The sequence below is a fragment of the Nonlabens sp. SCSIO 43208 genome, assembly GCF_050703575.1.
Lineage (GTDB): Bacteria > Bacteroidota > Bacteroidia > Flavobacteriales > Flavobacteriaceae > Nonlabens > Nonlabens tegetincola.
The window spans coordinates 771,904-797,750 of the sequence record NZ_CP065365.1 but is presented as its reverse complement, the minus strand read 5'-3'; the positions used below and the strand labels follow the sequence as shown (position 1 = coordinate 797,750).

Annotated in this window: 27 protein-coding genes and 1 tRNA gene; 10 read left to right on the top strand and 18 right to left on the bottom strand. The window is 33.3% G+C overall.

All coding sequences use genetic code 11. The features are described 5' to 3' along the window. Nucleotide 1: 1 nt before the first annotated feature. Together ybeY and I5168_RS03890 are read right to left on the bottom strand one after the other, a co-directional pair. On the bottom strand, nucleotides 2–421 hold the full coding sequence (ybeY, locus tag I5168_RS03895) for an rRNA maturation RNase YbeY (RefSeq protein WP_167342775.1): 420 nt from the start codon (nucleotides 419–421) through the stop codon (nucleotides 2–4). After that, nucleotides 414–3,878, bottom strand: a complete 3,465-nt coding sequence (locus I5168_RS03890; RefSeq protein ID WP_431472470.1) for a hypothetical protein — start codon at nucleotides 3,876–3,878, stop codon at nucleotides 414–416. The genes ybeY and I5168_RS03890 overlap by 8 nt, the downstream gene beginning before the upstream one ends. 171 nt (nucleotides 3,879–4,049) lie before the next feature. Here I5168_RS03890 and I5168_RS03885 point away from each other — a divergent pair, with 171 nt between their 5' ends. Next, nucleotides 4,050–5,102 (top strand): alkane 1-monooxygenase, encoded by a 1,053-nt coding sequence (locus I5168_RS03885; protein WP_431472469.1) that lies wholly within the window; start codon nucleotides 4,050–4,052, stop codon nucleotides 5,100–5,102. A 70-nt stretch (nucleotides 5,103–5,172) separates the two neighbouring features. Continuing rightward, entirely contained in the window at nucleotides 5,173–6,690 is a 1,518-nt protein-coding gene (gene gltX / locus I5168_RS03880; RefSeq protein WP_431472468.1) for a glutamate--tRNA ligase, read from the top strand. Nucleotides 6,691–6,766: 76 nt separating this feature from the next. Here gltX and I5168_RS03875 read toward each other — a convergent pair whose 3' ends face one another. Next, on the bottom strand, nucleotides 6,767–7,402 hold the full coding sequence (locus I5168_RS03875) for a hypothetical protein (protein ID WP_431472467.1): 636 nt from the start codon (nucleotides 7,400–7,402) through the stop codon (nucleotides 6,767–6,769). A 135-nt stretch (nucleotides 7,403–7,537) separates the two neighbouring features. Here I5168_RS03875 and I5168_RS03870 point away from each other — a divergent pair, with 135 nt between their 5' ends. Then, nucleotides 7,538–8,506, top strand: a complete 969-nt coding sequence (locus I5168_RS03870; protein ID WP_431472466.1) for an SPFH domain-containing protein — start codon at nucleotides 7,538–7,540, stop codon at nucleotides 8,504–8,506. 236 nt (nucleotides 8,507–8,742) lie between these two features. Here I5168_RS03870 and I5168_RS03865 read toward each other — a convergent pair whose 3' ends face one another. The 4 genes from I5168_RS03865 to I5168_RS03850 form a co-directional block, all read right to left on the bottom strand. Then, a complete protein-coding gene (locus tag I5168_RS03865) occupies nucleotides 8,743–8,949 on the bottom strand; it encodes a DUF6327 family protein (protein ID WP_431472465.1) in 207 nt (68 codons plus the stop codon). A gap of 6 nt (nucleotides 8,950–8,955) precedes the next feature. Further along, on the bottom strand, nucleotides 8,956–9,297 hold the full coding sequence (locus I5168_RS03860) for a hypothetical protein (RefSeq protein WP_105017848.1): 342 nt from the start codon (nucleotides 9,295–9,297) through the stop codon (nucleotides 8,956–8,958). A gap of 10 nt (nucleotides 9,298–9,307) precedes the next feature. Further along, nucleotides 9,308–9,679, bottom strand: coding sequence for a YtxH domain-containing protein (locus tag I5168_RS03855; protein WP_338350015.1), 372 nt, complete (start codon nucleotides 9,677–9,679; stop codon nucleotides 9,308–9,310). A gap of 276 nt (nucleotides 9,680–9,955) precedes the next feature. Next, nucleotides 9,956–11,632: a glutamine--tRNA ligase/YqeY domain fusion protein gene (locus I5168_RS03850; protein ID WP_431472464.1), complete on the bottom strand. Its 1,677-nt coding sequence runs from the start codon at nucleotides 11,630–11,632 to the stop codon at nucleotides 9,956–9,958. Nucleotides 11,633–11,696: 64 nt separating this feature from the next. Here I5168_RS03850 and folB point away from each other — a divergent pair, with 64 nt between their 5' ends. Further along, the gene (folB, locus tag I5168_RS03845) at nucleotides 11,697–12,053 is read left to right on the top strand and encodes a dihydroneopterin aldolase (RefSeq protein WP_042276724.1); all 357 of its coding nucleotides are present in this window, start codon (nucleotides 11,697–11,699) and stop codon (nucleotides 12,051–12,053) included. Between the two features lie 75 nt (nucleotides 12,054–12,128). Beyond that, nucleotides 12,129–12,199 (top strand) — tRNA-Cys (locus I5168_RS03840). 31 nt (nucleotides 12,200–12,230) lie between these two features. Here the strand turns inward: I5168_RS03840 and I5168_RS03835 are convergent. The 5 genes from I5168_RS03835 to rnr form a co-directional block, all read right to left on the bottom strand. Continuing rightward, a complete protein-coding gene (locus tag I5168_RS03835) occupies nucleotides 12,231–12,464 on the bottom strand; it encodes a hypothetical protein (protein ID WP_167342781.1) in 234 nt (77 codons plus the stop codon). Nucleotide 12,465: 1 nt separating this feature from the next. Next, the gene (locus I5168_RS03830) at nucleotides 12,466–13,143 is read right to left on the bottom strand and encodes a LysE family translocator (protein ID WP_105017845.1); all 678 of its coding nucleotides are present in this window, start codon (nucleotides 13,141–13,143) and stop codon (nucleotides 12,466–12,468) included. Nucleotides 13,144–13,238: 95 nt separating this feature from the next. Beyond that, a complete protein-coding gene (locus tag I5168_RS03825; RefSeq protein ID WP_431472463.1) occupies nucleotides 13,239–13,913 on the bottom strand; it encodes a head GIN domain-containing protein in 675 nt (224 codons plus the stop codon). A gap of 427 nt (nucleotides 13,914–14,340) precedes the next feature. Beyond that, nucleotides 14,341–14,508, bottom strand: coding sequence for a hypothetical protein (locus tag I5168_RS03820; protein ID WP_179944142.1), 168 nt, complete (start codon nucleotides 14,506–14,508; stop codon nucleotides 14,341–14,343). Next, a complete protein-coding gene (gene rnr / locus I5168_RS03815; RefSeq protein WP_105017843.1) occupies nucleotides 14,508–16,718 on the bottom strand; it encodes a ribonuclease R in 2,211 nt (736 codons plus the stop codon). The genes I5168_RS03820 and rnr overlap by 1 nt, the downstream gene beginning before the upstream one ends. Before the next feature lie 153 nt (nucleotides 16,719–16,871). Between rnr and I5168_RS03810 the strand changes: the two genes are divergently transcribed. From I5168_RS03810 to I5168_RS03790, 5 genes are all read left to right on the top strand, one after another. Continuing rightward, nucleotides 16,872–16,997: a hypothetical protein gene (locus I5168_RS03810; RefSeq protein WP_258150461.1), complete on the top strand. Its 126-nt coding sequence runs from the start codon at nucleotides 16,872–16,874 to the stop codon at nucleotides 16,995–16,997. A gap of 545 nt (nucleotides 16,998–17,542) precedes the next feature. Next, nucleotides 17,543–17,974, top strand: coding sequence for a ribose 5-phosphate isomerase B (gene rpiB / locus I5168_RS03805; RefSeq protein WP_042276713.1), 432 nt, complete (start codon nucleotides 17,543–17,545; stop codon nucleotides 17,972–17,974). 58 nt (nucleotides 17,975–18,032) lie between these two features. After that, complete coding sequence (locus I5168_RS03800) at nucleotides 18,033–18,311, top strand: hypothetical protein (protein ID WP_042276710.1); 279 nt, start codon at nucleotides 18,033–18,035, stop codon at nucleotides 18,309–18,311. Between the two features lie 52 nt (nucleotides 18,312–18,363). Further along, nucleotides 18,364–18,624 (top strand): hypothetical protein, encoded by a 261-nt coding sequence (locus I5168_RS03795; protein WP_042276708.1) that lies wholly within the window; start codon nucleotides 18,364–18,366, stop codon nucleotides 18,622–18,624. 5 nt (nucleotides 18,625–18,629) lie between these two features. After that, nucleotides 18,630–19,070 carry a GNAT family N-acetyltransferase gene (locus I5168_RS03790; RefSeq protein WP_431472462.1) on the top strand — a complete coding sequence of 147 codons (441 nt, stop codon included), beginning with the start codon at nucleotides 18,630–18,632 and terminating at the stop codon, nucleotides 19,068–19,070. A gap of 42 nt (nucleotides 19,071–19,112) precedes the next feature. Here I5168_RS03790 and I5168_RS03785 read toward each other — a convergent pair whose 3' ends face one another. The 6 genes from I5168_RS03785 to I5168_RS03760 all read right to left on the bottom strand — a co-directional run bounded on the left by I5168_RS03785 (nucleotide 19,113) and on the right by I5168_RS03760 (nucleotide 25,796). Continuing rightward, nucleotides 19,113–21,317 (bottom strand): TonB-dependent receptor, encoded by a 2,205-nt coding sequence (locus tag I5168_RS03785; protein ID WP_431472461.1) that lies wholly within the window; start codon nucleotides 21,315–21,317, stop codon nucleotides 19,113–19,115. A 54-nt stretch (nucleotides 21,318–21,371) separates the two neighbouring features. Further along, nucleotides 21,372–21,683: a DUF6660 family protein gene (locus tag I5168_RS03780; RefSeq protein WP_431472460.1), complete on the bottom strand. Its 312-nt coding sequence runs from the start codon at nucleotides 21,681–21,683 to the stop codon at nucleotides 21,372–21,374. Between the two features lie 16 nt (nucleotides 21,684–21,699). Next, nucleotides 21,700–22,656 carry an L-threonylcarbamoyladenylate synthase gene (locus I5168_RS03775; protein WP_338350011.1) on the bottom strand — a complete coding sequence of 319 codons (957 nt, stop codon included), beginning with the start codon at nucleotides 22,654–22,656 and terminating at the stop codon, nucleotides 21,700–21,702. 67 nt (nucleotides 22,657–22,723) lie between these two features. Continuing rightward, complete coding sequence (locus tag I5168_RS03770) at nucleotides 22,724–23,053, bottom strand: ArsR/SmtB family transcription factor (protein WP_431472459.1); 330 nt, start codon at nucleotides 23,051–23,053, stop codon at nucleotides 22,724–22,726. Between the two features lie 2 nt (nucleotides 23,054–23,055). Continuing rightward, on the bottom strand, nucleotides 23,056–24,165 hold the full coding sequence (locus I5168_RS03765; protein WP_105017835.1) for an OmpA family protein: 1,110 nt from the start codon (nucleotides 24,163–24,165) through the stop codon (nucleotides 23,056–23,058). Then, nucleotides 24,162–25,796, bottom strand: a complete 1,635-nt coding sequence (locus I5168_RS03760; protein WP_105017834.1) for a S41 family peptidase — start codon at nucleotides 25,794–25,796, stop codon at nucleotides 24,162–24,164. The genes I5168_RS03765 and I5168_RS03760 overlap by 4 nt, the downstream gene beginning before the upstream one ends. Between the last annotated feature and the right edge of the window lie 51 nt (nucleotides 25,797–25,847).

Genomic DNA, 25,847 nt, shown 5'->3' with positions numbered 1-25,847 from the left:
ATTAATGTTTCACGTGAAACATATTCATTTTTTCTTCTTCTTTTGAACGCATTAAATCAATTTCCTGAAGTGACTTATCCTTGTAACCACATAAATGCAGAATTCCATGAACCAAAACGCGGTGCAATTCTTGCTCAAAGTTCACATTAAAAACTTGAGCATTATCAGCAACTCGATCAGTGCTTATGTATATTTCACCTGATAATCTATTTTCCTCACAATAATCGAAAGTTATTATATCGGTAAAAGTATCATGATCCAGGTATTGCTTGTTCATTTCATGCAGGTAATCATCGCTACAAAAAACAAAATCAATTTTATCTAACGCTTTGTTTTCAGAAGCGATAACGGCTGAGAGCCATTTATTATACACTACGTTATTCAAAGGTTCAAAATCATTCTGATAGTGAAAACTAATCATTCTTAAAATACTCTTTAACTCGGTTCTTAAAAAGCGGCTGCAAAGGTAATACTTGTCTGTTTAATATCTCCTTATTATTGAAATAGTTGCTGGCATCTGGAAGCTTATTATTAGTCTCATTATTAAAACTATTACGATTTGTAGTACTCTTACGTTCTTCTTGTTTTCCTTGTAATAATCCAGCATCCTTTAATTTTAATAAGTCGTGCTGAATTCGTAGCATAAGATCCTCGACCTCTCTATCAAAACCCTGATCCAACAGCTTACGCTCGACCGCTTTCATATTATCGGTAATAGATTCTACCTTGGATTTAATACCACTATTTTCAATCATGTTATCTAATTGATCCCTAAGCTCCTTTTGCTTTTTATATATGTCATAAATGCGTTCTGCTTCAGACTCAGACTCCCGATAACCAGATTCGCCCGTATTTGAATCTTTACCTGATTGACCGGAAGCACCACCAGATCCATTACCTGACGAACCACCTGTTACGCCAGATTCACCACTTTGTCCGTCCTCACCACCTTTACCAGACTGACCGTTTTCACCTTGCTCACCACCACTACCAGATTGACCGCTTTGACCGCTTTGACCATTTTCACCAGCATTGCCCGATTGACCTTGCTGACCTTGCTGACCTTGTTGTCCTTGTTGACCTTGATTTCCTGATTTATCTCCTTTACCTTTTTTACTTAAGCTTTCTTGTTGCTGTATAATGTCCTGAAGTTGAAAACCAGCACCGCCTTCACCAGGACTTGGTTGTCCAGGACCACTTGATCCAGAAGCATTCATATTATCAATGGCATCACTTAACATAGCGCTTAATTTATTGGCACCTGAAAACGCCTCTTGTTGCGCAATTAAACTGCGCTCTATTTTGAACTCTGCCAATTGCTCCATACTTGTATCTATACCATAATGAATATCGGTGATAACAGAATTTATTTCTTCACCAACCTTCGGATTACGGCTACTTAAAGCAAACAAAGAATCATCTACATGCTCAAAGGTGTATTCCAACTTTTTTTGCATTATTAGTTTTTTTCCAAAGCTTGGGCTATTTCTATTTATCAAAGAAACTTGGTCCATTAAAGCTTCCTGCTCCAGACTATAACCTATCAAATTATCTAGAATTTGTCTTAAGGTTTCCGCATCCTCCATCATTTGATCCTTTTCCATGCTGCGCATTTGATTGCCCATTTGTTGAGATAATCGTTTCATCTTATCTGCAGCACTACGTTGTTTGGATGATGCCTTTTGAGATTCTTTAGATTCAATATTTTCTTTAGCATCGTTTTGATCCTGCTCGATATCATCAGCTTGTGGTGGATCAAACTCTAACTTATGTGGACGTTTAAGATTAGTATTTTCCTTCTCAAGTTCCTCTAGTTCCTTTCTCCATTCTTGGAATTCTTTATTTAAACTATCTTGTTGTTGTTCTGAAGATTCAACATCTGCAGCCTTCTTCTGCTTTAAGGCTATTTGAGATAAATCTTTGGCTAATTGCTTGAATTTCTCCTTGACATAAAATCGTTTGGTTAACTCTAGTAATTGTTCAAGACTACGTTGCTGTTGTTTTGAGTTGCGTTGTGCTTTATCTAATTGTTCCTTTAGCTCAGCAGGCGGCATCTTGTCCTTGTACTCTTGGATCTTTTTTAAGAGTTCTTCATTCTTCTTGATTTGATCGGCACTTTGTTCCATTCGTTCTTTTAGTGCCTCCTTTTCTTCTGATTCTTCTCTTATGGATTTTTCCAAATTGTTTTTTAATCGATCCAACTGTCTATTCATTAACTGTTCCTGCTTCTGCTGCTTATCTAAGACCTGTTCTAGTTTTTTGCGGTCATTGAAATCTAGATCTTTCTTTTCAACCGCTTCACGACTTAATTCCTTGAGTTTTTCCTGCTGTTTTTCCTGATTCATTAAGGATTTCTCTATACTTTCTAACGATTCCTTTTGCTCTTGTAATTCACGTTGTTCCTGTTCATTATTGGTTATTTTTCGATAACCATAGACCTGAGACTTAACGCTTTTAAAGTTATTTACCACGTCATTATCAAAAGCTTCAAAATAATATTCATAACGTTTACCTTCTAATAGTTCAAGACCTTGAGGAAAGGTATATAAAAACGTTTCATAGGATCCTCTATCTTTACTTATCACTAATTTCTTAACGGTTGCAGGATCATCTTGAATATAGTAGTTCAATACTATCTTTTTAATGCCGTAGTCGTCCACAACCTGACCTTTATAATATCTTATTTGGTCGTTTAAAGAATCGACCTTTTCTTCCACCTTCAATTCAGGATATTCATCCTTTACAACATCGATTTTAAAATTGAGTGTCTCGTAATTTTTGGTATTAGAATTAGAGGTGGAAATAGCATATGAAGTAGGTTGTGATATCGCTTTCGCGAAAGCGAACTGATTATCCTGCTTTTTAAAACTATAAATATCATCACCGTTAATGAAATCTACTACCTGAGTATTGCTGGTATTCAAGATCCATTGCACGCGAGTACCTTCTGGTAAAAGAGCGTTACCTGTACCTTTAATAGTTTCAGAGGTACGACCTATATGTGAGGGAAATCTACACACCATATTGAATTGATCTATAGATGGTACAGCACCTACCTTGAGTTGATAACTTGGGCTTGCAACCTCATTTGCATTAAAGAAAAAGTCGATGTCACTACTAGGTCTTTTAAAAACGTAACTGTAATTACCGTTTTTATCTTGATTCATAAAATAATTTTGACCCTTATAGCTTATAGAAACAGATTCAGGTAATTTCTTACCTACAACTTGAACATTAATTTTATAATCTTGATTTTGTAATGTACTTAAATCATCATTAAGTAATTTAAATGAATAAGGAGCAGGTGGAATATATTCGTTATTAAAATCGGCTACACGTGATGCGCTTTTTGTAATCACCTCATCATTACCAGTAAAGAAAAGTCCTACAATTATAACAAGCGGAATAGCTAAATATTTTAAATACTTGGAGTTCTTTTTATAATCAATGGCAAGTGAAAAAGGTATAGGTTTAAGTTCTTCACTTTTTTGATTAATACTTGCCCACGTCAATTCATCGTCACCTCCATTTTTATGTAATTGTAAAACATTTACAAGTTTATCAGATACCTCAGGGAAATGAGTTCCTATAATGGTACTTGCATCCCTAAAATCAATTCCTTTAAAAAGCTTGAATAAACGAGCTAAAGGAATACCTACAAACTTGAACAATAAAAAAGATTGTACAATTACAAATAGAATAAACAATATGGTGCGTCCTACAGTACTAAGCCATAAAAAATGCTCGATTACCACAGTAAATAGAAAATACAACAAACTAAGAGCAGCAAAAAGAATGACTCCTCTTATCAATTCATTACGATAGTACTTACTAATAAATTGAGTTAATTTCTTTTGTATTATTTGAAAGTTAGTCATAGCACCTTTTCATCATCTAGACTTGTAAAGATAGGAATAAGCCTTAAATTGTTCATATTCATTTAATAAGTGGACTTACTAGCGTATTTCATACATAAATAGTGCCCAAATATTGACCTATTGTAAAAATTAAAGTTTGTTATAACTTTAGGCAAACTCAACCCTACTAGAATGAAAGACTTAAAATACCTAGCTGCCTATCTAATTCCTGTTTTCTGTGTGCTAGGAATATTTCTAAAAGGATATTGGTTATTTATAACACCGATTGTTGTTTTTGGAATAGTGCCTTTGCTGGAATTATGGATGCCATCATTAAAAAAGAATTTATCAAACAGTGAAAAAGAATCTAAAACTGCTAATAAGTTTTTTGATTTGTTATTATGGCTTAATGTTCCTATCGTATTTGGTACGCTAGTGTATGCTTTTTATACCTTCAATAATTCTTTTTTAACTACTTATGAGGTAGTTGGATTAATTTTATCTTGTGGTATTGTAGCAGGAAGTAACGGGATTAATGTTGCTCATGAATTAGGTCATAGACAAGAAAGTTGGGAACGCTTTCTAGGTAAGATATTGCTGTTACCTAGTCTTTATATGCATTTTTATATAGAGCACAATCATCACCATCATTTGCAAGCTGCTACACCCGAAGATCCTGCAACAGCTAGATATAATGAAAATTTATACAAATTTTGGTTGAGATCGGTAACTCAACAATATATAAGTGCATGGCGCATACAACGTAAACTAAGGCAGGTAAATAATTACTCCATTTTTTCAGTAAAAAATGATATGCTATGGTATACCTTAATTCAAATGAGTTATTTGGTAACTGTAGGTATTGTATTTTCCTGGTCCACTACCCTACTTGCAATTGCAATTGCAATAGTAGGTTTTTCATTATTGGAAATAATAAATTATCTAGAACATTATGGATTAAGAAGAGTAAGAAAAAAATCAGGAAGGTATGAGGTTGTTAGAGAGATACATAGTTGGAATAGCAATCACGCATTAGGTAGAATATTACTATACGAATTAACAAGACATAGTGATCATCATTATAGAGCGAGTAAAAAGTATCAAGTATTAGATTATCACGATATAAGTCCACAATTACCTTATGGATATCCTACTATGATGGTAATAGCAACAATTCCACCGTTATGGTTTTCTATAGTTAATAAACATGTTCCACATGAAATGGTTAAACTGGCCACACAGTAATTTACCTAAAACCTAACTATTTACTCTCTTTAGACTAACTATCTTTGCAGCCTATAAAACTGCATACAAAATGAGTCAAGAAGTTAGAGTAAGATTTGCCCCTAGCCCGACTGGACCACTTCACATAGGTGGAGTGAGAACCGCATTATTCAATTACTTATTTGCAAAAAAACATAAAGGAGCATTTATCCTAAGGATTGAGGATACCGATCAAAACAGATATGTTCCAGGAGCAGAACAGTACATCATAGATGCTTTAAACTGGTGTGGAATTCCATTTGATGAAGGAATAGGAAAAGAAGGTAACTTTGGTCCATATAGACAAAGTGAAAGAAAAGAATCCTATAAGCAATACGCTCTAGAACTTATTGAAAAAGGAGCTGCTTATTATGCATTTGACACAGCGCAAGAATTGAATGAAGCACGCGCTACCGCAGAGTCTCAAAAGAAGAACTTCATCTACAATCACACAACTCGAGATCAATTTACCAACTCACTTACACTTACACCAGAAGAAGTACAACAACGACTAGATAACGGTGAGGACTATGTAATAAGGTTTAAACCACAAATAAAAAACCTTGGTTTATTTGATGAGATACGTAAAGGAATCCAAATAGATACCAGTCTATTAGACGATAAAATTTTATTTAAAAGTGATGGTATGCCTACTTATCACCTAGCCAATGTTGTGGATGATCACAACATGCAAATCACACATGTGATACGCGGTGAAGAATGGTTACCTAGTATGGCATTACACGTATTGCTGTATGAAAGCTTTGGATGGCAAATTCCATCTTTTGCTCATTTACCTCTCATACTTAAACCAACTGGTAAAGGGAAGTTAAGTAAACGAGATGGAGCAAAATTCGGTTTTCCTGTATTTCCATTAGAATGGCATGATGATAAGGAAAATGAAACTTTCAATGGATACCGAGAAGATGGTTACCTGCCTAGCGCGGTTATAAATATGCTAGCCTTTTTGGGTTGGAATCCTGGAACCGAACAAGAATTATTTAAACTAGATGAACTTATAGAACAATTTGATCTTTCTCAAGTAAATAGTTCAGGCGCCAAGTTTGATCCAGATAAGGCAAAATGGTTCCAGCAACAATATTTTGTTGAACAAGATGATGCTGTTATAGGTGCCGCTTTCGCGAAAGCGTTACAATCAAAAAATATTAACTATGGATCACAGGATTACGTTAATCTAGTAGTTGGTCTAGTGAAAGAAAGAGCAGTGTTTTTAGATGATCTATTTGAACTTGCAGGGTTCTTTTTTGAAGCGCCGAAAGAATTTGATGAGAAAAATGCTAAAAAAGCTTGGAAAGAATCTACTAGCGATTTAATGAATCAGTTAATTGAGGTCATTGAAGAAACTGATGATGATACCGCATCTGGATTGAGTGATTCAATTAAAGAATGGATGAAAAGCAACGAACTAGGATTTGGTAAAATAATGATGCCTATGCGACTTTCTTTAGTAGGTAGTCTAATGGGTCCAGATGTTTTTGAAATAGCCTCTATGATAGGTAAAAATGAGACGATTTCTAGGTTAAAAACTGCTATATCTATATTAGGATAAAAAAAGATAAATAATACTTATTATTGATTGAAACGATACTTATTTGAATAAGTATCGTTTTTTCTTATAAATAACTTTAAAAGTAAAATCGCAGTCCAAAAGTGTAAAAACGGGCCTTACCTTCTAAATCATTACCAAGATTATCTTGTCCTGATAAATTGTTGAGAAAACCATAATGATAATGTGCCATTAATCTAAAATGGGTAACTCCAGTAGAAAATCCAATTACTCCATTAACGTTAAATGGATTATTTTTTTGAAATTCAGACACGGTGATGGTATTAGATAAAGATCCTATCTGGGAATTTTCAAAAGCAGATTCATCTTTCAATTTATAATCGCCATTAAATAGTAACGATGGACCTAATTCAATAGAAAAATGATTACTCTGTGCTATTTTCCAAGCAAAAAGAAAATTAAGCTCTGCTCCTAATTGAGAAAATTCAATTTCTTGATTTGTCAAAAGTTCTCTAGTTGAAAAGTTATGATTGTAAACACCTAATGAATAAATAAAATCAAAATCATCTCTTATTTGACCACGTGTTTCAAGAACAAATTTATATCCTAAATTACTATCTACCGATAGATCATCAATATCTAAACGGTAAGAAGTAGCCTCTACTCCTATCCCTAGATAATTTATAGGTGTGTATCGTTGTGCTTGAATGTAATATCCAGATATAAAAACCAAAAAAAGGAGAATGTATTTCATAATTGTAACAAAGGACATAAACATACTACCTATAATATAGATATGTTACTATTTGAGTAATTTTTATAAGGCAATTGCCCTTTAAAATTCTCAAGATAAGCACTTACCTTTACATAACCATTTACTTTATACAATATGATTACACTACCATTAATTCCCATTGTTCCTATCGTTATAGGAGTTATCGCTCTTATTATTTTATTGAGCGCTTTTTTTACAGTTAAACAACAAACAGCAGCCGTAATTGAACGTTTTGGTAAATTTACTAGCATGCGTCATTCTGGATTACAATTAAAAATTCCAGTGATCGATCGTGTAGCTGGAAGGATTAATTTACGTATTCAACAACTAGATGTAGTTGTCGAAACCAAAACCAAAGATGATGTTTTTGTTAGACTAAAAGTATCAGTTCAATTTCAAGTAATTAGAGATAAGGTTTATGATGCGTTTTATAGACTTCAAAATCCTCATGATCAAATTACATCATACGTTTTTGACGTGGTACGTGCCGAAGTTCCAAAAATGAAATTAGACTACGTTTTTGAAAAGAAAGATGATATAGCAATTGCGGTAAAAAGAGAACTTAATGAGGCTATGCTGGATTATGGATACGACATTATTAAAACACTTGTAACTGATATCGATCCAGATATTCAAGTTAAAGCCGCTATGAACCGTATTAATGCCTCGGAACGTGAAAAGGTAGCTGCCGAATACGAAGCGGAAGCAGAGCGTATTAAAATCGTTGCTAAAGCACGTGCGGAAGCTGAATCAAAAAGACTACAAGGTCAAGGTATCGCAGATCAACGAAGAGAAATCGCTAGAGGACTTGAAGAATCTGTTGATGTATTGAATAACGTAGGAATTAATTCACAAGAAGCCAGTGCGTTAATAGTCGTAACTCAACATTATGATACGTTACAATCTATAGGTGAAGAGACAAATTCTAATCTTATTTTGTTACCTAATTCACCACAGGCAGGAAGCGACATGCTTAACAACATGATTGCTAGCTTTACTGCAAGTGCCCAAATTGGTGAGCAAATGAAAAAACAAAGCTCTAATAAAAATAAAGGCTCTAAAGAAACAGACTCTTTAGAATAGAGTTATTGGATTGAAAAATAAAAGCGAGACTACTTAGTCTCGCTTTTTTCTTTTCTTGTTATTTCTCTTATCCATAAAAAAAGACAAAAGAAAAATAGTATGACATTAAAAATTCCACTTACTAGATATATATTTTCTGATTCATGATGTCTCACGTAGATCAGATAAAAATAGTAAGAGGAACTTATAAGTGTTATTAGTGTAAGAATGAAGTAAATGATACTTCCTATTTTCATTTAACGACTTAAAAATTTATTTACAATTTTTAAAACTACCGCTTTTTTTGCAATTGACGATATCATATTAGTAACAATTGAAACTGCACTCAATTCTTCCTTAACTTCATTTATTTTTAACTTCATAGTTTCTTCATGAATTTGTTTTCGTAACGATAGAACGTTAAGCTCCTTATTTATCTCGTCAAAATTATTGTAAACCTTCATGAATATTTAATTAAAAAATTTCTTACTTGTACGTTGTATAACATTAGTTTCAATTTTCTTCTTAGTTAACAATAGAACTAATAAAAAGATGATGAAGTAGAAGATTCCTACAGCAAAAAAGCCCATTGCGTAACTTTCCCATATTTCACCTAGTAAAAAGGCTACTGCTGTGCTTAAAAAGATCGCTGATAATGTTATAAATAGAATACTTAAAAGCTTGTGAACACTGCTACTTAAAAACAACGTAAGACCTTTGAATAATCGTAAACGATGAAATTCAATTGTAGTTTCAATATAGCTTTTACTGGCCTCTTGAAATTCCTGTATTTGGTCTGTAATAGAACTCAAAATCTAGTTTTTATACAGTCGCTTTAGCTTTTTTTACCGCTCCGCTTACCGATTTAGGTTTTTGTAATTTGGCGTTTTGTGTACGTAGTTGTTCTAGTTTTTCTTCTAGTGCGACAATAGCATCATCTGCTTTATAACTAGCTGTAGATAGTGCTTCTTCTATCCTTTCACCTACTGTTCCACGAACTTCTGAAGTTTTTGCTGCTACTTGTTCATAGGTTCTTTGAGCACTTTCTGTAAAGGTATCTTTTGCCTTAATAGCTTCTTTTTTTAATTTTTTACGTGTTTTTTTACCGCTTTCTGGTGCGTATAAAATTCCTGCGATTGCTCCTAGAGCAGCTCCTGCTGCAAGTGCTATAATCGTATTTCCTGTCTTTGCCATAGTAATATTTTTTTTGATTTGTTTGTTATTACAAATGTACCTTACTCCTACAGCTTACAGCGTTAATAGATATATAAGCATTTTGATTAATTCAATGAAAAAGCATAAAATCTATATAATATTTATCAATTTTTGTTAAAATCATACAATTTATAACCAAAAAAGCCATCCATTACTGAATGACTTTTTAGCGATTATGCTTTTATGAGGTATGTTTTCGCGACTGCAGACATGAATCATGAAGTTCATGTCAAAGGAAGCAAATTATAAGAAAAACTATTGATCAATTTTTGCCCATGTATCTCTTAGAGTTACTGTTCTATTGAAAATTCGATTCGCTGAAGTACTATCCCTATCAACTGAGAAATAACCCATACGCTGGAATTGTACCGTTTTCCCTACTTCTAAGTCTTTTAAAGCTGGTTCACCAAACGCTGTGATAGTTTTTAATGATTCTTTATTTACGAATTGCATGAAATCCACATCCTTATCTGCGTCTGGCTGTGGAACATTAAATAACCTATCGTATAATCTTACCTCAACTGGTACAGCATGGGCTGCACTTACCCAGTGTAAGGTTCCTTTAACGCGACGCATACTAGCCTCAGTGCCACTACCACTTTTTGATTCTGGATCGTAGGTTGCATGTATTTCAGTGATGACACCATTTTCATCTTTTACACAACCTTCACCCTTAATAATATAGGCATTTTTAAGTCTTACTTCTTTTCCATTCTTTAATCTAAAGAATTTCTTATTTGCTTCTTCCCTATAATCTTCACGTTCTATATAAAGTACTTTTGAGAAAGGTACTTCTCTATATCCTCTAGATGCATCTTCCTGACTATTTTCGGCTTGTAAGATTTCTTCTTTACCTTCAGGATAATTAGTAATTACTAATTTAACTGGATCCAGAACTGCCATCACTCGGTCAGCTTCTTTATTTAGATAATCTCTTACGAAATACTCTAAATGGTTCATGTCAACTAGATTATCACGTTTTGCAATACCTATAGAATCTGCAAAATTGCGGATTGCTTGAGCTGGATAACCTCTTCTTCTCATTCCAGAAATAGTGGTCATTCTAGGATCATCCCAACCTGAAACAATTCCATCATCAACGAGTTTTTGAAGTTTGCGTTTTGAAGTTACTGTATGAGAGACGTTACGACGGGCAAATTCACGTTGTTTAGGGCGTATCTTATCCTTATCTACTATTTGGTCAAGAAACCAATTATAAAGCTCTCTATGAGGTAAAAATTCAAGAGTACAGAATGAGTGAGTTATTTGTTCTAAATAATCACTTTCTCCATGCGTCCAATCATACATGGGATAAATTTTCCAATCATTACCTGTTCTATGATGTGGTTTGTTCACAACGCGATACATGATAGGATCTCTCATAAGCATGTTTGAAGATGCCATATCAATCTTAGCTCTTAGTACATGCTCAGACTCGCCAAATTCACCATTTTTCATAGATTCAAATAATTTTAAATTATCATCTATACTACGGTTTCTATAAGGACTATTAGTTCCAGGTTGTGTAGGTGTACCTTTTTGTTCAGCAATTTGTTCACTTGATTGAGAATCAACATAAGCTTTACCTTCCTTAATAAGCTGTATAGCCCAATCATATAGTTGTTGGAAGTAGTCAGATGCGTAACATAGGTTATCCCATTTATAACCTAACCATTCAATATCCTTTTGAATAGCTTCAACAAACTTAGATTCTTCTTTAGCAGGATTTGTATCATCAAATCTTAAGTTTACTGGTTTGTTATACTTCTCTCCTAACCCAAAATTTAAGCAAATTGCACTAGCATGTCCTATGTGCAAGAATCCATTAGGCTCTGGTGGAAATCTAAATCTTAAATGATCTGGATTTAATCCGTTTTCAAGATCTGCTTCAATTATCTCTTCTATAAAGTTAGCTGGCTTTTTATCGCTCATCCCTATGTTATTTTATAAGCAAAGTTAAGATTTATAGATAAGTAATGGTATGTATCTTTGCCCTATGCATAAAATTAAATTGAATAACGTTAGAGTTTTTACTAACCATGGCTGTCTAGACGAGGAAGAACGTATAGGTAGCGATTATAGAGTGGATCTAGAAATAAGTGCCGATTTAACTAAAAGTGCGCAAACCGATCACCTTAAAGATACAGTAGATTATGTTTCCCTTAATAGAATTATTAAGGAGGAAATGGCAATAAGATCTAAATTACTGGAGCAAGTTGCAAAACGTATACTAGATAGAATTTTTAAAGAAGAACCACTAGTTCAACAAGCTACTGTACAAGTAGCTAAAATAAATCCTCCTATAGGTGGAGACGTTGAAAGTGTAATCATTGAAATGTCAGAAAGTAGATAAAGAATAACAGCTTTTTAGATTTTATCGATTGATATCCTAAAAACTGTTCTTTTTTACTATTTTTGCCGTCCACAAGGTGCCATGGCCGAGTGGCTAGGCTTGGGTCTGCAAAACCTACTACAGCGGTTCGAATCCGCTTGGCACCTCAAAAATCCTCAGTAATTACTGGGGATTTTTTTATTGAATACGTTTTGCGATAAAGTGACCTAATGCCAGCCCGATTACTATCGTTAATACAATATTTAAAACATTTGGAGTTGGATGAACACCTTCATAACAATATTTAATTAAAAAGGGTCTTTCGTCCGATTGTGTGTGGTACGCACAAGAGTCAGGAACAAAAATTATAAATAAAATAAATTGTAAAAAACCAATTGCAAGAACTCCTAATACGTAAGCAATCCATCTCATTTTAATGTGGTAATTCTGGTAATTGATTTTCTATTATAACTGTGGTTTGAGGAAATACACCTTTAATAATCAATACTGCTCCACATATTAACATGACAATAGCGATTAGTCTTTTTAACCAAAATATTCTAAGTGGAGTTAAGTATCTATTTAAACTTTTTGCTAATACTATCTTACATAAATCTACAATGAAATAAGTAAGTAAAACAGTACTGAAAAATACCAGTATACGATTTTCATCATTCTCTAGTTGAGGACTAAATACTACAATCAATCCCAACCAGAAACCTAAAACGCCAATATTGATAAAATTGAGTAAAAATCCTTTGATAAACAGGGAATAATAATTGTTCTTCTGTACGATTAAAACTCCTTTATCTACTTCTTTAAGGTATGTTTTCTTGGTTTTTATAAAGGAAATTACTCCATAAATGCATAAAATACTACCACCAAAAATGTATAATGCAGGATCATCCTTTAATTTTTCTAAAATACTAGAGGTCATAAAATAAGCAACTAGAAGAAAAATGATATCAGCTAGTATGACTCCTATATCAAGAGCTAGAGCAGCTCTAAAACCCTTTATGGCGCTTGTTTCTAATAAGGCAAAAAACACTGGCCCTATTAAAAAAGCCATACCAAAACCTAATGGGATAGCACTATATATATCTTCTAGCATATAACAAATCAGTTATAGCTCAAAAATAATAGATAACCCAAGGCTTATCAAATGATAGTTAAGAAAACTAAAGTTTAATGAACGATATAACGTCGTTATTCCACAATTTCAATACGACCTCCAAATACAGTTTTCTTATTAATATTATTTGGATTACCGTATACCATTACATCGCCACCGGCATTAATTCTAATTTTCACGTAATTACTCGCATACACTTCAACCTCTCCACCAGCTTGTATTTTAACTCGAGAATCATCAGTTTTTAAACCTGCGTTTTCAACTATTCCACCTGTGTTAACAACAATATTTTGGTTTTTTGCTGCTCCTGTTAAAGAAACAATACCACCAGTTACTGCCCTTATATCCAAATGCTCAATCGCAACACCAGCTTCTACCCTAGCTCCTTCTTGCACTTTGATTTCAAGATTGTTTTGAGTCATTAATTCATTAACTACGATGACTGATCCTTCATTACCATCAATAGTTTGTAAATCTTTATAATATACGTGTATAAAGGTATTTTGACCATCAAAAATTCGTTCTGTTTTCATTCTGATTTTAAGAGTTTTATTTTTTAAAACAAACTCTACGTCCTGAGCATCCTCACCTGTTATGACTAGTTTATTAACATCAGATTTCACTAAATTGACTTTGACTAAGTCAAATGTTTTTATTGTATTAAAATTTCCCATGTCTTCCTCAATAGGATTTTGGGCTACTATTATTACCGAGAAGAATACTATTACACTGCTTACTATAAATTTCATGATTGTTATTTTATGTACAGACAATCAAAAAATAAATATGTTACAGTTTGTATAAATAGAAACAGCAGCCTAAAAGACTGCTGTTTCATTAACCAACCAAAAAACTTATGAAAATTACTCTTAATAACCTTCAACTAAATCTTTCCAAAACCCGTGCCAAACTATTATGCATGCATAACTAATTTTAAAAGAAAATCCCGCATCCTAAAGAGGATAACGGGATTTTACTAACCAACCAAAAAACTTTCTTAATTGAAAATATTCTATTTCATAAAACCATGAAAATGTTGTAACTAAGTAACCACTCTCAATTACAATACAAATATCTACCAGTTCTAGATTACTTTTAAAATTGAATTATACTGACTAGTAATATTAGATTAAATACAATTAATATCGATTAACTACATAATTAAATGCATTTTTATTAATGACGGTTGCCTTTCCAGGTGCCTCCATAACGGTAATTAATATCAGATTGATGATGTTGTGTACAAGATTTACAACAAAAAACCCATTGTTTACTTCCTGAAAATTGAATACGATACATCACATTGTCATCTTTTTGACAAGTATGACAAATTTTCGTTTTCATTAGGATTCTACCTGTTCTTTACTGCCAACCATCCAAAAATCTAATTGTTTCTTGACTAAATCGGCGTTTTTAACTTTGACATAAACCTCGTCACCTAGTGTATAGGTATTTTTAGTACGTCTACCTACAACAGCAAAATCTTCCTCAACAAATTCATAACTATCGTCGTCTAGATCACCTAACCTAATCATACCTTCACACTTGTTTTCAATAATCTCCACATATATACCCCAATCGGTCACACCAGAAATAACTCCTAAAAACTCTTCATCTTCATGGTTTTTCATGTATTTGACCTGCATGTATTTGATACTATCTCTTTCTGCTTTTGAAGCAAGCATTTCCATGTTAGAAGAATGATCACATTTTACTTCATACACTTCTTCATCGGCACTTTTTCCACCATCTAGATAATGTTGTAAAAGTCTGTGAACCATCACATCTGGATAACGTCTTATAGGACTCGTAAAATGAGAATAATAATCAAAGGCTAGTCCATAGTGACCAATATTATCAGTAGAGTAAACAGCTTTTGACATAGACCGTATAGCTAGGGTATCAACCATGTTTTGCTCCTTAGCACCTTTAACATCATGTAATAGTTTATTAAGTGATGAGGTTACTCTATTACGATCTCTTAAGTCTAATTGATGACCAAATTTCTTTACTACGCCTGCAAGGGCATTAAGCTTTTCATCATTGGGTTCATCATGTATTCTATAAACAAAGGTCTTTTTATCGCCGTTTTTTGCGGTACGCTTTCCTACAAATTCTGCTACCTTTTTATTGGCTAATAACATAAATTCTTCAATTAATTTATTAGCGTCTTTAGAGGTTTTAAAAAACACACCTACTGGCTCATCGTTTTCATTGAGATCAAATTTAACCTCAGTCTTATCAAAACTCAATGCTCCAGATTGCATGCGCTTTGCTCGCATGATTTTAGCAAGTTCATCAAGTTTAAGAGTGGCTTGAACAATAAGAGTAGGTATTTTTGTACGCTTTCGCGAAAGCGAGATATCTTCAGGTATTTCATCCTGTTGCGTTTCAATGATATGTTGCGCTTCTTCATAAGCAAATCGCTGATCGCTGTGAATAACTGTTCTACCGAACCATTGATTGTGGATAACTGCTTTATCGTCTAATTCAAATACTGCAGAAAAACATAGTTTGTCCTCATGAGGATTTAAGGAACACACACCATTTGATAATACTTCAGGTAACATGGGTACTACTCTATCTACTAGATATACTGATGTGGCACGTTCATAGGCTTCATCATCGAGAACAGTTCCTGGTTTAACGTAGTGAGAAACATCGGCAATATGGATTCCTATTTCATAATTACCGTTTTCTAAGACTTTAAATGATAAGGCATCGTCAAAATCCTTTGCATCTTTAGGGTCTATCGTAAAGGTGAGATCCTCGCGCATGTCACGACGCTTGTTAATTTCTTGCTTACTTATGGTTTTATCCAACTGTTCAGTGAACTTTTCAACCTCGATAGGAAACTCATAAGGAAGACCGTATTGCGCTAGAATGGCATGAATCTCAGTATCATGCTCACCTGGATCACCTAGAATATCCTTTACTTTACCATTAGGTGAATCTTGTTTATCGTTCCATTCTAAGAACTCGACTAGTACAACTTGACCATCCTTGGCACCATTAATATTGCTTTTAGAAATAAAGAAGTCTGTAGTTATTTTTGGGTTTGCAATATTTACAAATGCAAATTTTTCATGAACTTCAATAGTTCCCACAAATTCTGTTTTATTGCGCTGTAGTACCTTAGTAACCTCACCTTCTGGTTGTTGTCCTCGTCTACGGTGATAGACATAGACTTCAACTTGATCACCATCAAGTGCCTGACCGATGGATCTTTTAGGAATCATTATGTCTTCTTGTAATTCTTCGGTTATAACATAACCGGTGCCGCGAGAGCTTACATCGAGAATTCCCGTGTAATAATCAATTGCTTTAATGATCTTGAATTTACCACGATCAACTTCTTCAATCTTGTCTTTAGCTTTTAATTGATGTAGTTTTTTAATTACCTGATTGCGGCCACTAGAATCTTTTATTCCTAGTTTGGCGCATATCTGTTTGTAATTAAATAGTTTATTGGGTTCGTTTTTTAAAATATTGAGAACACTCTGACTTAAGTTTTGAAACTTGGTCTTTGATTTTCGTGATTTCTTTTTCTTCATATATAAACAAAGTTACTCTTTATACAACTCAATCATAATTGCTTTACAAATAATTAATATTGAACAAATTATAAATAAATCTTAAAAATTCCTTAATAAAAGTGTAACTTTAAATGAATTTAGACGTTATATAAACATAGTTTAAACCAAACAATGTCTCTCAAACATAAGAAGTTTACGATCTATTTTTTTCTAGGAATATTACTAGTAGCTGCTATAGTATGTGCTATTCTCATTTTTATTGCTCTTGATGCTAGTAATGCCACTACGGCATTTTAAGAGATACCTTTCTTTTTTTCTGCTTTCTTAAATTTTTAAAGTTTTACTTCTTCTAGTTGTTATTAACATATATTATATCATAGATTTTTCTTTTTAAAATTTTTAAATAAAAAATAGTGATTAATATAGCTTGTGAATAGCGGTAAAATTTAGGTAATCGTTTTTTGTTATTTCAAAAAAGAAGAAACTTTCAGCAGTTATAAACAAGTTATAAGAGAATTAAATTTCTATTTTTAAACCAATTAAACTGTTTTACTCACAGTTGTTCACAACCATTATTCACAATGAATTGTATATTATTTACATTAAATTAATCTGTTAATAACGTCAATTTTACATTTAACAACTAAATTGAAAAAACTAATAAGAAAATGATGTTGTTTCAGTATCCTGTATATATGCACAAGCATTTGACAAATCCTAAATAATTTCATTAAAAACTATTAACAGGTTATTATTGATTTATAAAAGTCAAAAATTACTAGGTGTTAATAACCTCATTTAACTTACTGCTTTTTTACCTTTGTTACTTAATATTTAGTCACATGAACATCTCTATAGGAAACGATCACGCAGGACCTGCATATAAAAATGCCATAGTAGGTTACTTAAAAGAAAATGGTTATGAAATCACTAATCATGGTACTGATAGTTTTGATAGTGTTGATTATCCAGATTTTGCCCATAAAGTAGCGCAAGATATCGTATCTGGTAAAGCCTCAAAAGGAATAGTTATTTGTGGTAGTGCACAAGGTGTATCAATGACTGTTAATAAGTATAAAGAAGTACGTGGCGCTGTGTGCTGGAGTAAAGAAATTGCTCAATTATCACGAGAGCACAACGATGCAAATATCATCTGTATTCCAGCTCGTTTCACTTCAATACCACAAGCAATAGCCTTAGTAAAGACGTTTCTTGAAACTGATTTTGAAGGTGGACGTCACAAACGTAGGGTTGATAAAATAGCTTGTTCATAACCTATTTTATCATCGGCTATATTTAAATTATCTACTACGAGAAGGAAGGTTGATTGGTATGAGTAGAACAAATAGTAAACTTTATTTTGAATTAGGTGAACAGTTACCTAAACAATATCCAGAACTTAATTTTGATAACCATTGTTACTGGCGTATTGCATTAGACAATGTTTTACAAGGAAAATGGCGTGATAAAATACCAGCACCTGCTTATAAACATCTTACTGACGATCAATTGGATTACGTAATTCATTTATTGAAAAGTTATAGTAGGGATCAACGACTACTTTTACAACATAACGAAAACTCGTTACGTTACAGAGGTAAAATCAAATAATGATTAAGAATTAAATTTCTCTTGTATACAATACTAGGGATACTATGGAAATATGAAAAAAGAAGCTAGTATTATAATTCACCAACTGCGCACGGCAGTACATCCAGAGAAAAAACTCATGGAAATATGGAGAGAGCTAGACAGTTATGAAGATAAGGAGAAAGAACAAGTATTAAATGATCTGGATAGTCATCGACAAGAAATAATGGCAAATGGTGATGAATCATTTGGTGAAATGCTAGAGAAAATAATTACCGATATCAGGATAGGTGTAAAACCACCTAAACCTAAAATTGTACCTAAACAATTTTAAAAAACATGCAAGTACGTATAAAAACCTTTGATGAATTAAATACGATAGAACTGTACCATATTTTACGGTTACGTTCTCAGGTTTTTGTTGTAGAACAGGATTGTGTTTATCAAGATATCGACAATAAGGATCAACTTGCAATTCACGTTATAGGTTATCATGATGAATCAATTGTAGCTTATACTAGAATTTTTAAACCAGGTGATTATTTTAAACAATCAAGCATTGGTAGAGTAGTTGTTAATCCAGAATTTAGAGGTAAATCTTATGGGAAATTAATAATGAAAGCAAGTATGGATTATATTTATAAAAAATCCTGGTCTACCATTATAATAAGCGCTCAATGCTATCTAGATAAATTTTATAAAGAATTAGGTTTTGAATCCACCGGTGAAGAATATTTAGAGGATGGAATTCCACATCAAAAAATGAAAATAATCTTGTAGAAGTAAATAAAAAAAGCCCTTTTTAAAAAAGGGCTTTTTATGTTAGTGATCATCATGATCATCGTGGTGTTCCATAGTTCCAAAAGGTTTTAAAATAACACCTATACTAAAAATAAAACCATCAGTAGGAGCATAGATTTCATTAAAGCTAGGGATACCGTTTGAATTCACATTTAAAGTAGGAGTAAAACGAGATTGTCTACGATCCGTAAAGTTTTCAAAATTGGTAAATAAATGACCCCATTTGAAGTTTTTCATAACCAGAAGTCCCATTGTAACATAATCAGTAGTTTCAAACCCATTAGAAAGTAATTGATTTCCTGTGTAATAAGCTTCATAACCTACACGCCATTCTTCATTTTCATACATTAAAACTGTACCAGCATTATGTCTTGCAGTAAGTGGTTTTTGAGGATTGCCATCAAGAAAATTAAGCTGTGTATCTATGAATGCATAATTTAAAAACCATTTAAAATCTTTATAAGTAAACTTCATATTTGTTTCTGCTCCACGACTTAACGTTATATCATCTGCATTTTGATAAGAATAAGTATCCATACCTGTTGAGGTTAATAACAATCCGTTGTCAATAGCAGTAGCATAAAACAATTGATTTATAGAAAAATTAATCTGTTCAGTAATAGGAGTGGTATAATTAAAATCCAGATTAATTCCGTAAGATGTTTCTGCATCTAATTCATCTTTGTTAATACCTGAGATACCGCTAAAATTAAGCATCTCACCTTCTTCTGTAAATAAATCTGGAATTTTATAACCCAATCCACCACCTAAACGACTGGTAAAAGTTCCTGGGCCTTTATATAGAAGGGAAACTCTAGGTAAAGCAAATAAACCCCAATCCATTGCATAGTCTGTTCTTAATCCTGTTTCTAATATCCATCTATCACTTAAGTCTGTTACATTGTTGATAAATGCACCTACTGTAGTATCCTTTTGATCTCTATCATTTATACTGGTTTCATCAAAATTGGTGGTATATAAATTTGCTCCTAGAACCCAATCTGACTTTAAGCCTGAACGCTTGTAATTAACTTCTGTAAATGAGTTTACTTGTTCACCGGTAAATAGAATATTAGGAGTTTGAAGTTCCCTATTAAAATATGAAATGCTGTTTTTAAATTGTAAGCTACTATTTTCATTTAATTGCTGATCATAGCTTATTTGAGAACTTATCCTGCTCGATGTATTTACTTGGGTGTACCTATTACTTTTTTTATCGATAGCGTCCAGAAATCCACCTGTACGATAGTCAAACGTGGTATTGATTCCTACCCATAAGGTACTGCTCTCACTTGGATAGTAAAAAAGTCTAGGGTTTAAGGTTATGGACTTAGTTTCTGGTAGGTTTGAGAATTCATCTCCATCTGGATCATATGCTTCTTGCAAATTAGCCGAGGCATACAAGGTAGTTCCCCATTTTTCATTACGATCACTATAAAAAACATTGGCAGTTGCACCAAGAGCTTGGGTACCTTGAATCATGATGTCCATATCCTTTTCCTCACCTGGAGTTTTTGATTGAATATTGACTAGACCTGCAATAGCTCCTGCACCGTATAAAGTAGACGAACTACCTTTAATAATCTCAAATTGTTTGATATCAACTGGCGGTATTTGCATAATACTTAAACCACCAGCAAATCCATTGTATAGGGGAAAACCATCCTTTAAAAGCTGCGTGTACCTACCATCTAGACCTTGAATTCTTATAGATTGATTTGCACTACTTTGAGAGGTTTGTTGCATTTGGATACCTGTACTTTCTCTTAATACCATTGAAATATTAGTACTGTTCATTGCATTTTTTTCTACTAATTCCTCACCACCTATAAATTCGATTCTAGTAGGAGTACGTTTAAAGGTTCGGGTACTACGTGTAGACTGAATAACAACCTCGTTTAATTGAGCTTTACTTTCTTCTAGAACTACACGATATTCTAATTGAGATGGTAAATTAATTGTGATAATTTGCGTTTTATGCCCTACGTAACTTATGCTTAATTCATAGGTTCCATCTTCTAAATTTTCCAGGGTTGCAACACCATTTATATCTGTCATAGAACCTTCCTTAAGACTTTTGATTAAAACATTGGCACCTAATAAAGGTTCTTGATCCAATTGGGATACAACGGTTACGGTAATTGTGTTTTGAGAATTTTGTGTTTGCGCTTTCGCGAAAGCGTAAACACCTAATAGCAGTATAATACTGCACAAATATTTATTCATGTTTATGAGTGTATTTAAGTTAAAATAAAGGCGATTTATAGCCTGAAGTTGGATTTAACTTAATACTCTAGGAGGATCAATTTCTGAATCTGGATAAATTATAGAATAAGGTGATTTGTAGTGATTATCACCTAAAATAGTTTTATCTGAAAATAGAAACTGGGTTATATAAGGTAATTCAAATACTAATTGAACAGAACAACAATTACAAATACAAAAAGGGGAACACAAATCTTCATGGTTATCCTCGCAGCCATCATCGTCAATAGCAATTTCAATGTGGTCCTCATGTTCTACACCATCACCACAAGGCATTATATTTAATCCTAGGAAGTACATGGAAAATAGAATAAAAAACCACTTCATTTGTCAAAGGTAAGCATTACTTTGTTGCTCTAGTCAATCTATCGTTTAGAGATTTCCCTATTCCTGAATCAGGGAATTTTTGGGCAACAATGATATCTAGATTTAATGCATCTAATTCATGAAGGCTGGCATACAATAAACTAGCAGCTTCTTTAATATCGCTGGTTGAGGTAAGGTATTTAACGGTATGGGCAAGTTGCTCATCATCGATTTTCTCGTGTAATAAAATACCTATTTTTAAATTCCTATTTGCTTGAAGGTAGTCTGATACATTTTCTACTAGCACTGTTTTGGTTCTAGGAGCGTAATGTTTTTCTACCATACCGGGAGCAATAGGTGCATTTTTTTCCTGATTATTAATGTTCACCTTGCCTATAACCTCTTCTATTTCTTCTTGAGAAATAGAACCTAATCTATAGATGACTGGTTCCTCATTTTCAAAACCTACTATAGTCGATTCTATACCATTTTTACAAGGTCCACCATCTAGTACTAGCTCTAATTTATCATTAAAATAATCCTTCACATGTTGTGCAGTGGTAGGACTTATTCTACTAAAAGGATTTGCACTAGGCGCTGCAAGTGGAAATTCTAATTGTGCTAGCAATTCTAGAGTCACTGAATGATCTGGCATCCTAATTCCTACACTGTTTTTATTTGCGGTTATTAGATTAGGGACTTTCTCATTTTTTGGTAAAATGAGAGTAAGTGATCCAGGCCAGAATTTTTGAGCAAGTTTTTGAGCTTTTTCTGGAAAATCAGTAGTAAGTTCTCTTACTTGTCTAACATCGTAAATATGCACAATTAAGGGATTGAATAAAGGTCGTTGCTTCATTTCAAAAATTCCCTTTATGGCTTTTTCACTATATATATTACCTGCCAGACCATAAACAGTTTCAGTTGGTATGGCGACTAGTTTATCTTGATTAAGTAGGTCTACTGCCCTTGATATATTTGAAGACACTTCGGTCATTGGATTCTTTTACAAGTTTCAGGCAAATATCGGAGTAAAAACCTCAAGTAAAAATTAATATTTAAGCCTAACAGCATTCCGTATCTAACGTACTAGAATTCAAGAAAGGTTCAATATATTCCGTGATTTCTAGCCACTTTGTTTTGTCAATACAATAACAAACGCTTGTCCCAGTAACGGTTCCCTGGATAATCCCTACATTTTTTAACAATACAAGATGTTGTGAGATAGTAGCTTGGGCCAGACCTATTTCATCAACTATATCACCGCACACACAAGATTCTACTTTAAATAAATATTCTAAAATACTTACTCTAGCAGGATGTCCCAGTGCTTTAAACACCTCAGCAAGATTAACTTGTTTATCTGTATATAATTCAGTTTTGGTAATACCCATGTTTACTTGTTAATTTTTGTAATATAGAGCTCGACACGACGATCGTTTTTATCGGGTCCACCTAGAGGTTTGGTTCTACCGAATCCTTTAAATTTCATCCTTCTAGGATCAATTCCTCGTTCTCTTAATTTTTTAAAAATGGTCTTTGCTCTATCAACAGATAAATTGGTTTTTTTAGTATCTCTATTGTAAGCATCTTTATACGCGGGATTTATACAACATACGTGACCGTGAATTTCAAACTCGATATCTTCTCTGGCGAGTAATATCTCGGCGATACGTTCTAGAATAGGCTGTGATTCTTCTATAAGTTTTGAACGCCCTTTATAAAACAGTACGTTTTCTAATCTAATTATTTCGCCTTTTTTAATATTCTTACGTAGTAAACTTTTGAAAGGCTCTTTAGTATTATCAATAGGTGGATCAAGTTTTGTAGGAATATCTAGATATTCATCTTGCTCTTCTGGTGTATTTGCAGCAGTGGTTGCTGCTTTAGTATTCTTATTAACCTTTACTGCTGTTATTTCATCTTCCTTGTCTATAGAATTGTTAAGAGGCAATACGGGAATAGATTCTTTACTATCTGGTTCATTAATAATTTTATCGACTACTTTTTCTTCATATTCATCGATGAATTCTTTTTGTTTTTGAGTGAGTTTGCTGCGTTCTAACTGCTTAATTTCAATACGATCAACATATTCCTTGCGCAAGGTAAAGGTGAGGTCTACACGCCTATTTTGTGCCCGTTCATTTTCCAGTGATTCTTGTGAATTCTTTTCTAGTGCAACTTCACCACGGCCTTCTATAATTTTAGAAATATGATCCGTTTGAATATCATGATTTTTCAGCCAGTTTGCTACAGTTTCTACCCTTCTATTGGATAAATCCATATTGTACTCATAACTACCACGATCGTCACAGTAACCAAGAATTTTTACATCTAGAATAGGTTTGTACAGTAAATTGTCAAAAAAAGCATTGAGTTGTCTTCCTTCACTAAAACTGAATTCATCTTTATCTACATCAAAATAAACGCTGTGTTGTTCTTGAATTTGTGAAAAAGAAAACAGACTTGTCAATAGGAATAATAGGGTGCAATAACGGTTTATCATTTTAATATATTGTTGTAGCGATTCTCGTCTTCAAGCACTTCTATAGCAGTTTTTATTTCTGGGCTGTATTTTATTTGATACTGGTATAATCCTTCTTTGTAAAAATATCTCTTTACAATTTCATCAGTTAGCAAACTCATGATTTCAGGTTTTTTATCTAATATATCTTTCTTTTTTGCTTGTTTGATAGCTTGTTTCATTGCTTTGTAAGTGGTTGCAATGTCGTCGTCCAGTTCTTCTTTGACTGCTGTTTTATATGCTTTCGCGAAAGCGGATTCAGTATCAGTATCAAAATCAAATCCTCTTTTTTCTAACCAAGCAACAAAATCATTAAAATCCTTATCAGTTAGTTTGATCTCATTCATATCAGAGAACTGATGTTGGTAATAGTAGTCCGTGGCATAATCAAAAATCGCATTTTCTTTAAGAAGGGTAGTGGTAACGGGTGAATAGGCCGAGCTAGCAAGCTTTATATCTGGATCAACGCCACCACCATCATACACTGTACGACCACTGTTTACAGTCTTAAAGGCATTGTAATCTTCTTTTTTGGTACGTACGGCGTTTCCATCTTCATCTCGATTCCAATAATCTAGTGCTTGTATACATCTACCACTAGGTGTATAATATCTAGAAATGGTAATTTTAATTTGTGTTCCATAACTCAGCTTTTTTGGGCGTTGCACAAGACCTTTACCAAAACTACGTGCACCTACTATTACTCCACGATCATAATCTTGTATACTACCACTTACAATTTCACTTGCACTCGCGCTGCGACCATTAATAAGCACAGCAATTGGCATACCTTCAAATGTCTCATTACGTTTGGTCAGGTACGTTTTGTTGTATTCTGGAACAACAGATTTAGTACTGGTAATTAATTTATCTTTTGGAATGAAAAGGTTGGACACATTTACAGCCTCACTTAATAAACCACCTGGATTACCTCGTAGGTCTAGGATTATTTTTTGAGCACCTTTTTCTTGAAGTTCTTTAATAGCAGCTTTTGTCTCTCTGCTAGCTTTTTCATTGAATTTAGAGAGTACAACGTAACCTATTTCAGGAGTAGCCATATCATAAAAAGGGACAGCATGTATATCTACCGCAGCTCTTTTAAGTGTCGCATTCAGTAAATTGCCTTGTCTTCTGTAAACTACTTTTAGCTCACTTCCAGGAGATCCTTTTAATAAATCACCGGCGTTGTCCTTATAATCAGAAATTTGAACCGCATCTATACTTATAATTTCATCTCCTGCTTTTAGACCAGCCTTGTCTGCTGGATAATCTTTCCACGGTTCTACTATTATGATTTTATCATCTTTAGTTAATACACTAGCACCTATACCGGTATAAGCTCCACGTCTATTAATTTTTGATTTTTCAACTTCTTGTTCTGTCCAGTACTTTGTATAGGGATCTAGCTCATCCATCATGCCTTCAATAGCATTATCCATAAGATCGCCTGGATTAGTCTCGTCAACATAGTTCATGTTGATCTGTTTATACATTTCGTTGAAAATTTCTATTTGCTTAGCAATTTCAAAAAAGTCATTTTGAAAACTAACTAGTGAGAAAACTCCTATAACAGCAATTATAGGAATGATTATTTTACGTTTTAATAATTTCATTACTTGTTAATTCTTATCCTTACTCAATAGGGTAACGCATAAAGATAGGTT

What these genes read in the sequence shown, in the direction of transcription:
- I5168_RS03800 (WP_042276710.1), top strand. Translation starts at nt 18,033, where the DNA reads ATGAGTAGAACAAATAGTAAACTTTATTTTGAATTAGGTGAACAGTTA.
- I5168_RS03770 (WP_431472459.1), bottom strand. Translation starts at nt 23,053, where the DNA reads ATGGGTATTACCAAAACTGAATTATATACAGATAAACAAGTTAATCTT.
- I5168_RS03835 (WP_167342781.1), bottom strand. Translation starts at nt 12,464, where the DNA reads ATGAGATGGATTGCTTACGTATTAGGAGTTCTTGCAATTGGTTTTTTA.
- I5168_RS03795 (WP_042276708.1), top strand. Translation starts at nt 18,364, where the DNA reads ATGAAAAAAGAAGCTAGTATTATAATTCACCAACTGCGCACGGCAGTA.
- I5168_RS03885 (WP_431472469.1), top strand. Translation starts at nt 4,050, where the DNA reads ATGAAAGACTTAAAATACCTAGCTGCCTATCTAATTCCTGTTTTCTGT.
- ybeY (WP_167342775.1), bottom strand. Translation starts at nt 421, where the DNA reads ATGATTAGTTTTCACTATCAGAATGATTTTGAACCTTTGAATAACGTA.
- I5168_RS03890 (WP_431472470.1), bottom strand. Translation starts at nt 3,878, where the DNA reads ATGACTAACTTTCAAATAATACAAAAGAAATTAACTCAATTTATTAGT.
- I5168_RS03760 (WP_105017834.1), bottom strand. Translation starts at nt 25,796, where the DNA reads ATGAAATTATTAAAACGTAAAATAATCATTCCTATAATTGCTGTTATA.
- I5168_RS03790 (WP_431472462.1), top strand. Translation starts at nt 18,630, where the DNA reads ATGCAAGTACGTATAAAAACCTTTGATGAATTAAATACGATAGAACTG.
- I5168_RS03850 (WP_431472464.1), bottom strand. Translation starts at nt 11,632, where the DNA reads ATGAGCGATAAAAAGCCAGCTAACTTTATAGAAGAGATAATTGAAGCA.
- rpiB (WP_042276713.1), top strand. Translation starts at nt 17,543, where the DNA reads ATGAACATCTCTATAGGAAACGATCACGCAGGACCTGCATATAAAAAT.
- gltX (WP_431472468.1), top strand. Translation starts at nt 5,173, where the DNA reads ATGAGTCAAGAAGTTAGAGTAAGATTTGCCCCTAGCCCGACTGGACCA.
- I5168_RS03855 (WP_338350015.1), bottom strand. Translation starts at nt 9,679, where the DNA reads ATGGCAAAGACAGGAAATACGATTATAGCACTTGCAGCAGGAGCTGCT.
- I5168_RS03810 (WP_258150461.1), top strand. Translation starts at nt 16,872, where the DNA reads ATGTCTCTCAAACATAAGAAGTTTACGATCTATTTTTTTCTAGGAATA.
- I5168_RS03825 (WP_431472463.1), bottom strand. Translation starts at nt 13,913, where the DNA reads ATGAAATTTATAGTAAGCAGTGTAATAGTATTCTTCTCGGTAATAATA.
- I5168_RS03780 (WP_431472460.1), bottom strand. Translation starts at nt 21,683, where the DNA reads ATGAAGTGGTTTTTTATTCTATTTTCCATGTACTTCCTAGGATTAAAT.
- I5168_RS03785 (WP_431472461.1), bottom strand. Translation starts at nt 21,317, where the DNA reads ATGAATAAATATTTGTGCAGTATTATACTGCTATTAGGTGTTTACGCT.
- I5168_RS03865 (WP_431472465.1), bottom strand. Translation starts at nt 8,949, where the DNA reads ATGAAGGTTTACAATAATTTTGACGAGATAAATAAGGAGCTTAACGTT.
- I5168_RS03875 (WP_431472467.1), bottom strand. Translation starts at nt 7,402, where the DNA reads ATGAAATACATTCTCCTTTTTTTGGTTTTTATATCTGGATATTACATT.
- I5168_RS03820 (WP_179944142.1), bottom strand. Translation starts at nt 14,508, where the DNA reads ATGAAAACGAAAATTTGTCATACTTGTCAAAAAGATGACAATGTGATG.
- I5168_RS03830 (WP_105017845.1), bottom strand. Translation starts at nt 13,143, where the DNA reads ATGCTAGAAGATATATATAGTGCTATCCCATTAGGTTTTGGTATGGCT.
- I5168_RS03870 (WP_431472466.1), top strand. Translation starts at nt 7,538, where the DNA reads ATGATTACACTACCATTAATTCCCATTGTTCCTATCGTTATAGGAGTT.
- I5168_RS03775 (WP_338350011.1), bottom strand. Translation starts at nt 22,656, where the DNA reads ATGACCGAAGTGTCTTCAAATATATCAAGGGCAGTAGACCTACTTAAT.
- folB (WP_042276724.1), top strand. Translation starts at nt 11,697, where the DNA reads ATGCATAAAATTAAATTGAATAACGTTAGAGTTTTTACTAACCATGGC.
- rnr (WP_105017843.1), bottom strand. Translation starts at nt 16,718, where the DNA reads ATGAAGAAAAAGAAATCACGAAAATCAAAGACCAAGTTTCAAAACTTA.
- I5168_RS03765 (WP_105017835.1), bottom strand. Translation starts at nt 24,165, where the DNA reads ATGATAAACCGTTATTGCACCCTATTATTCCTATTGACAAGTCTGTTT.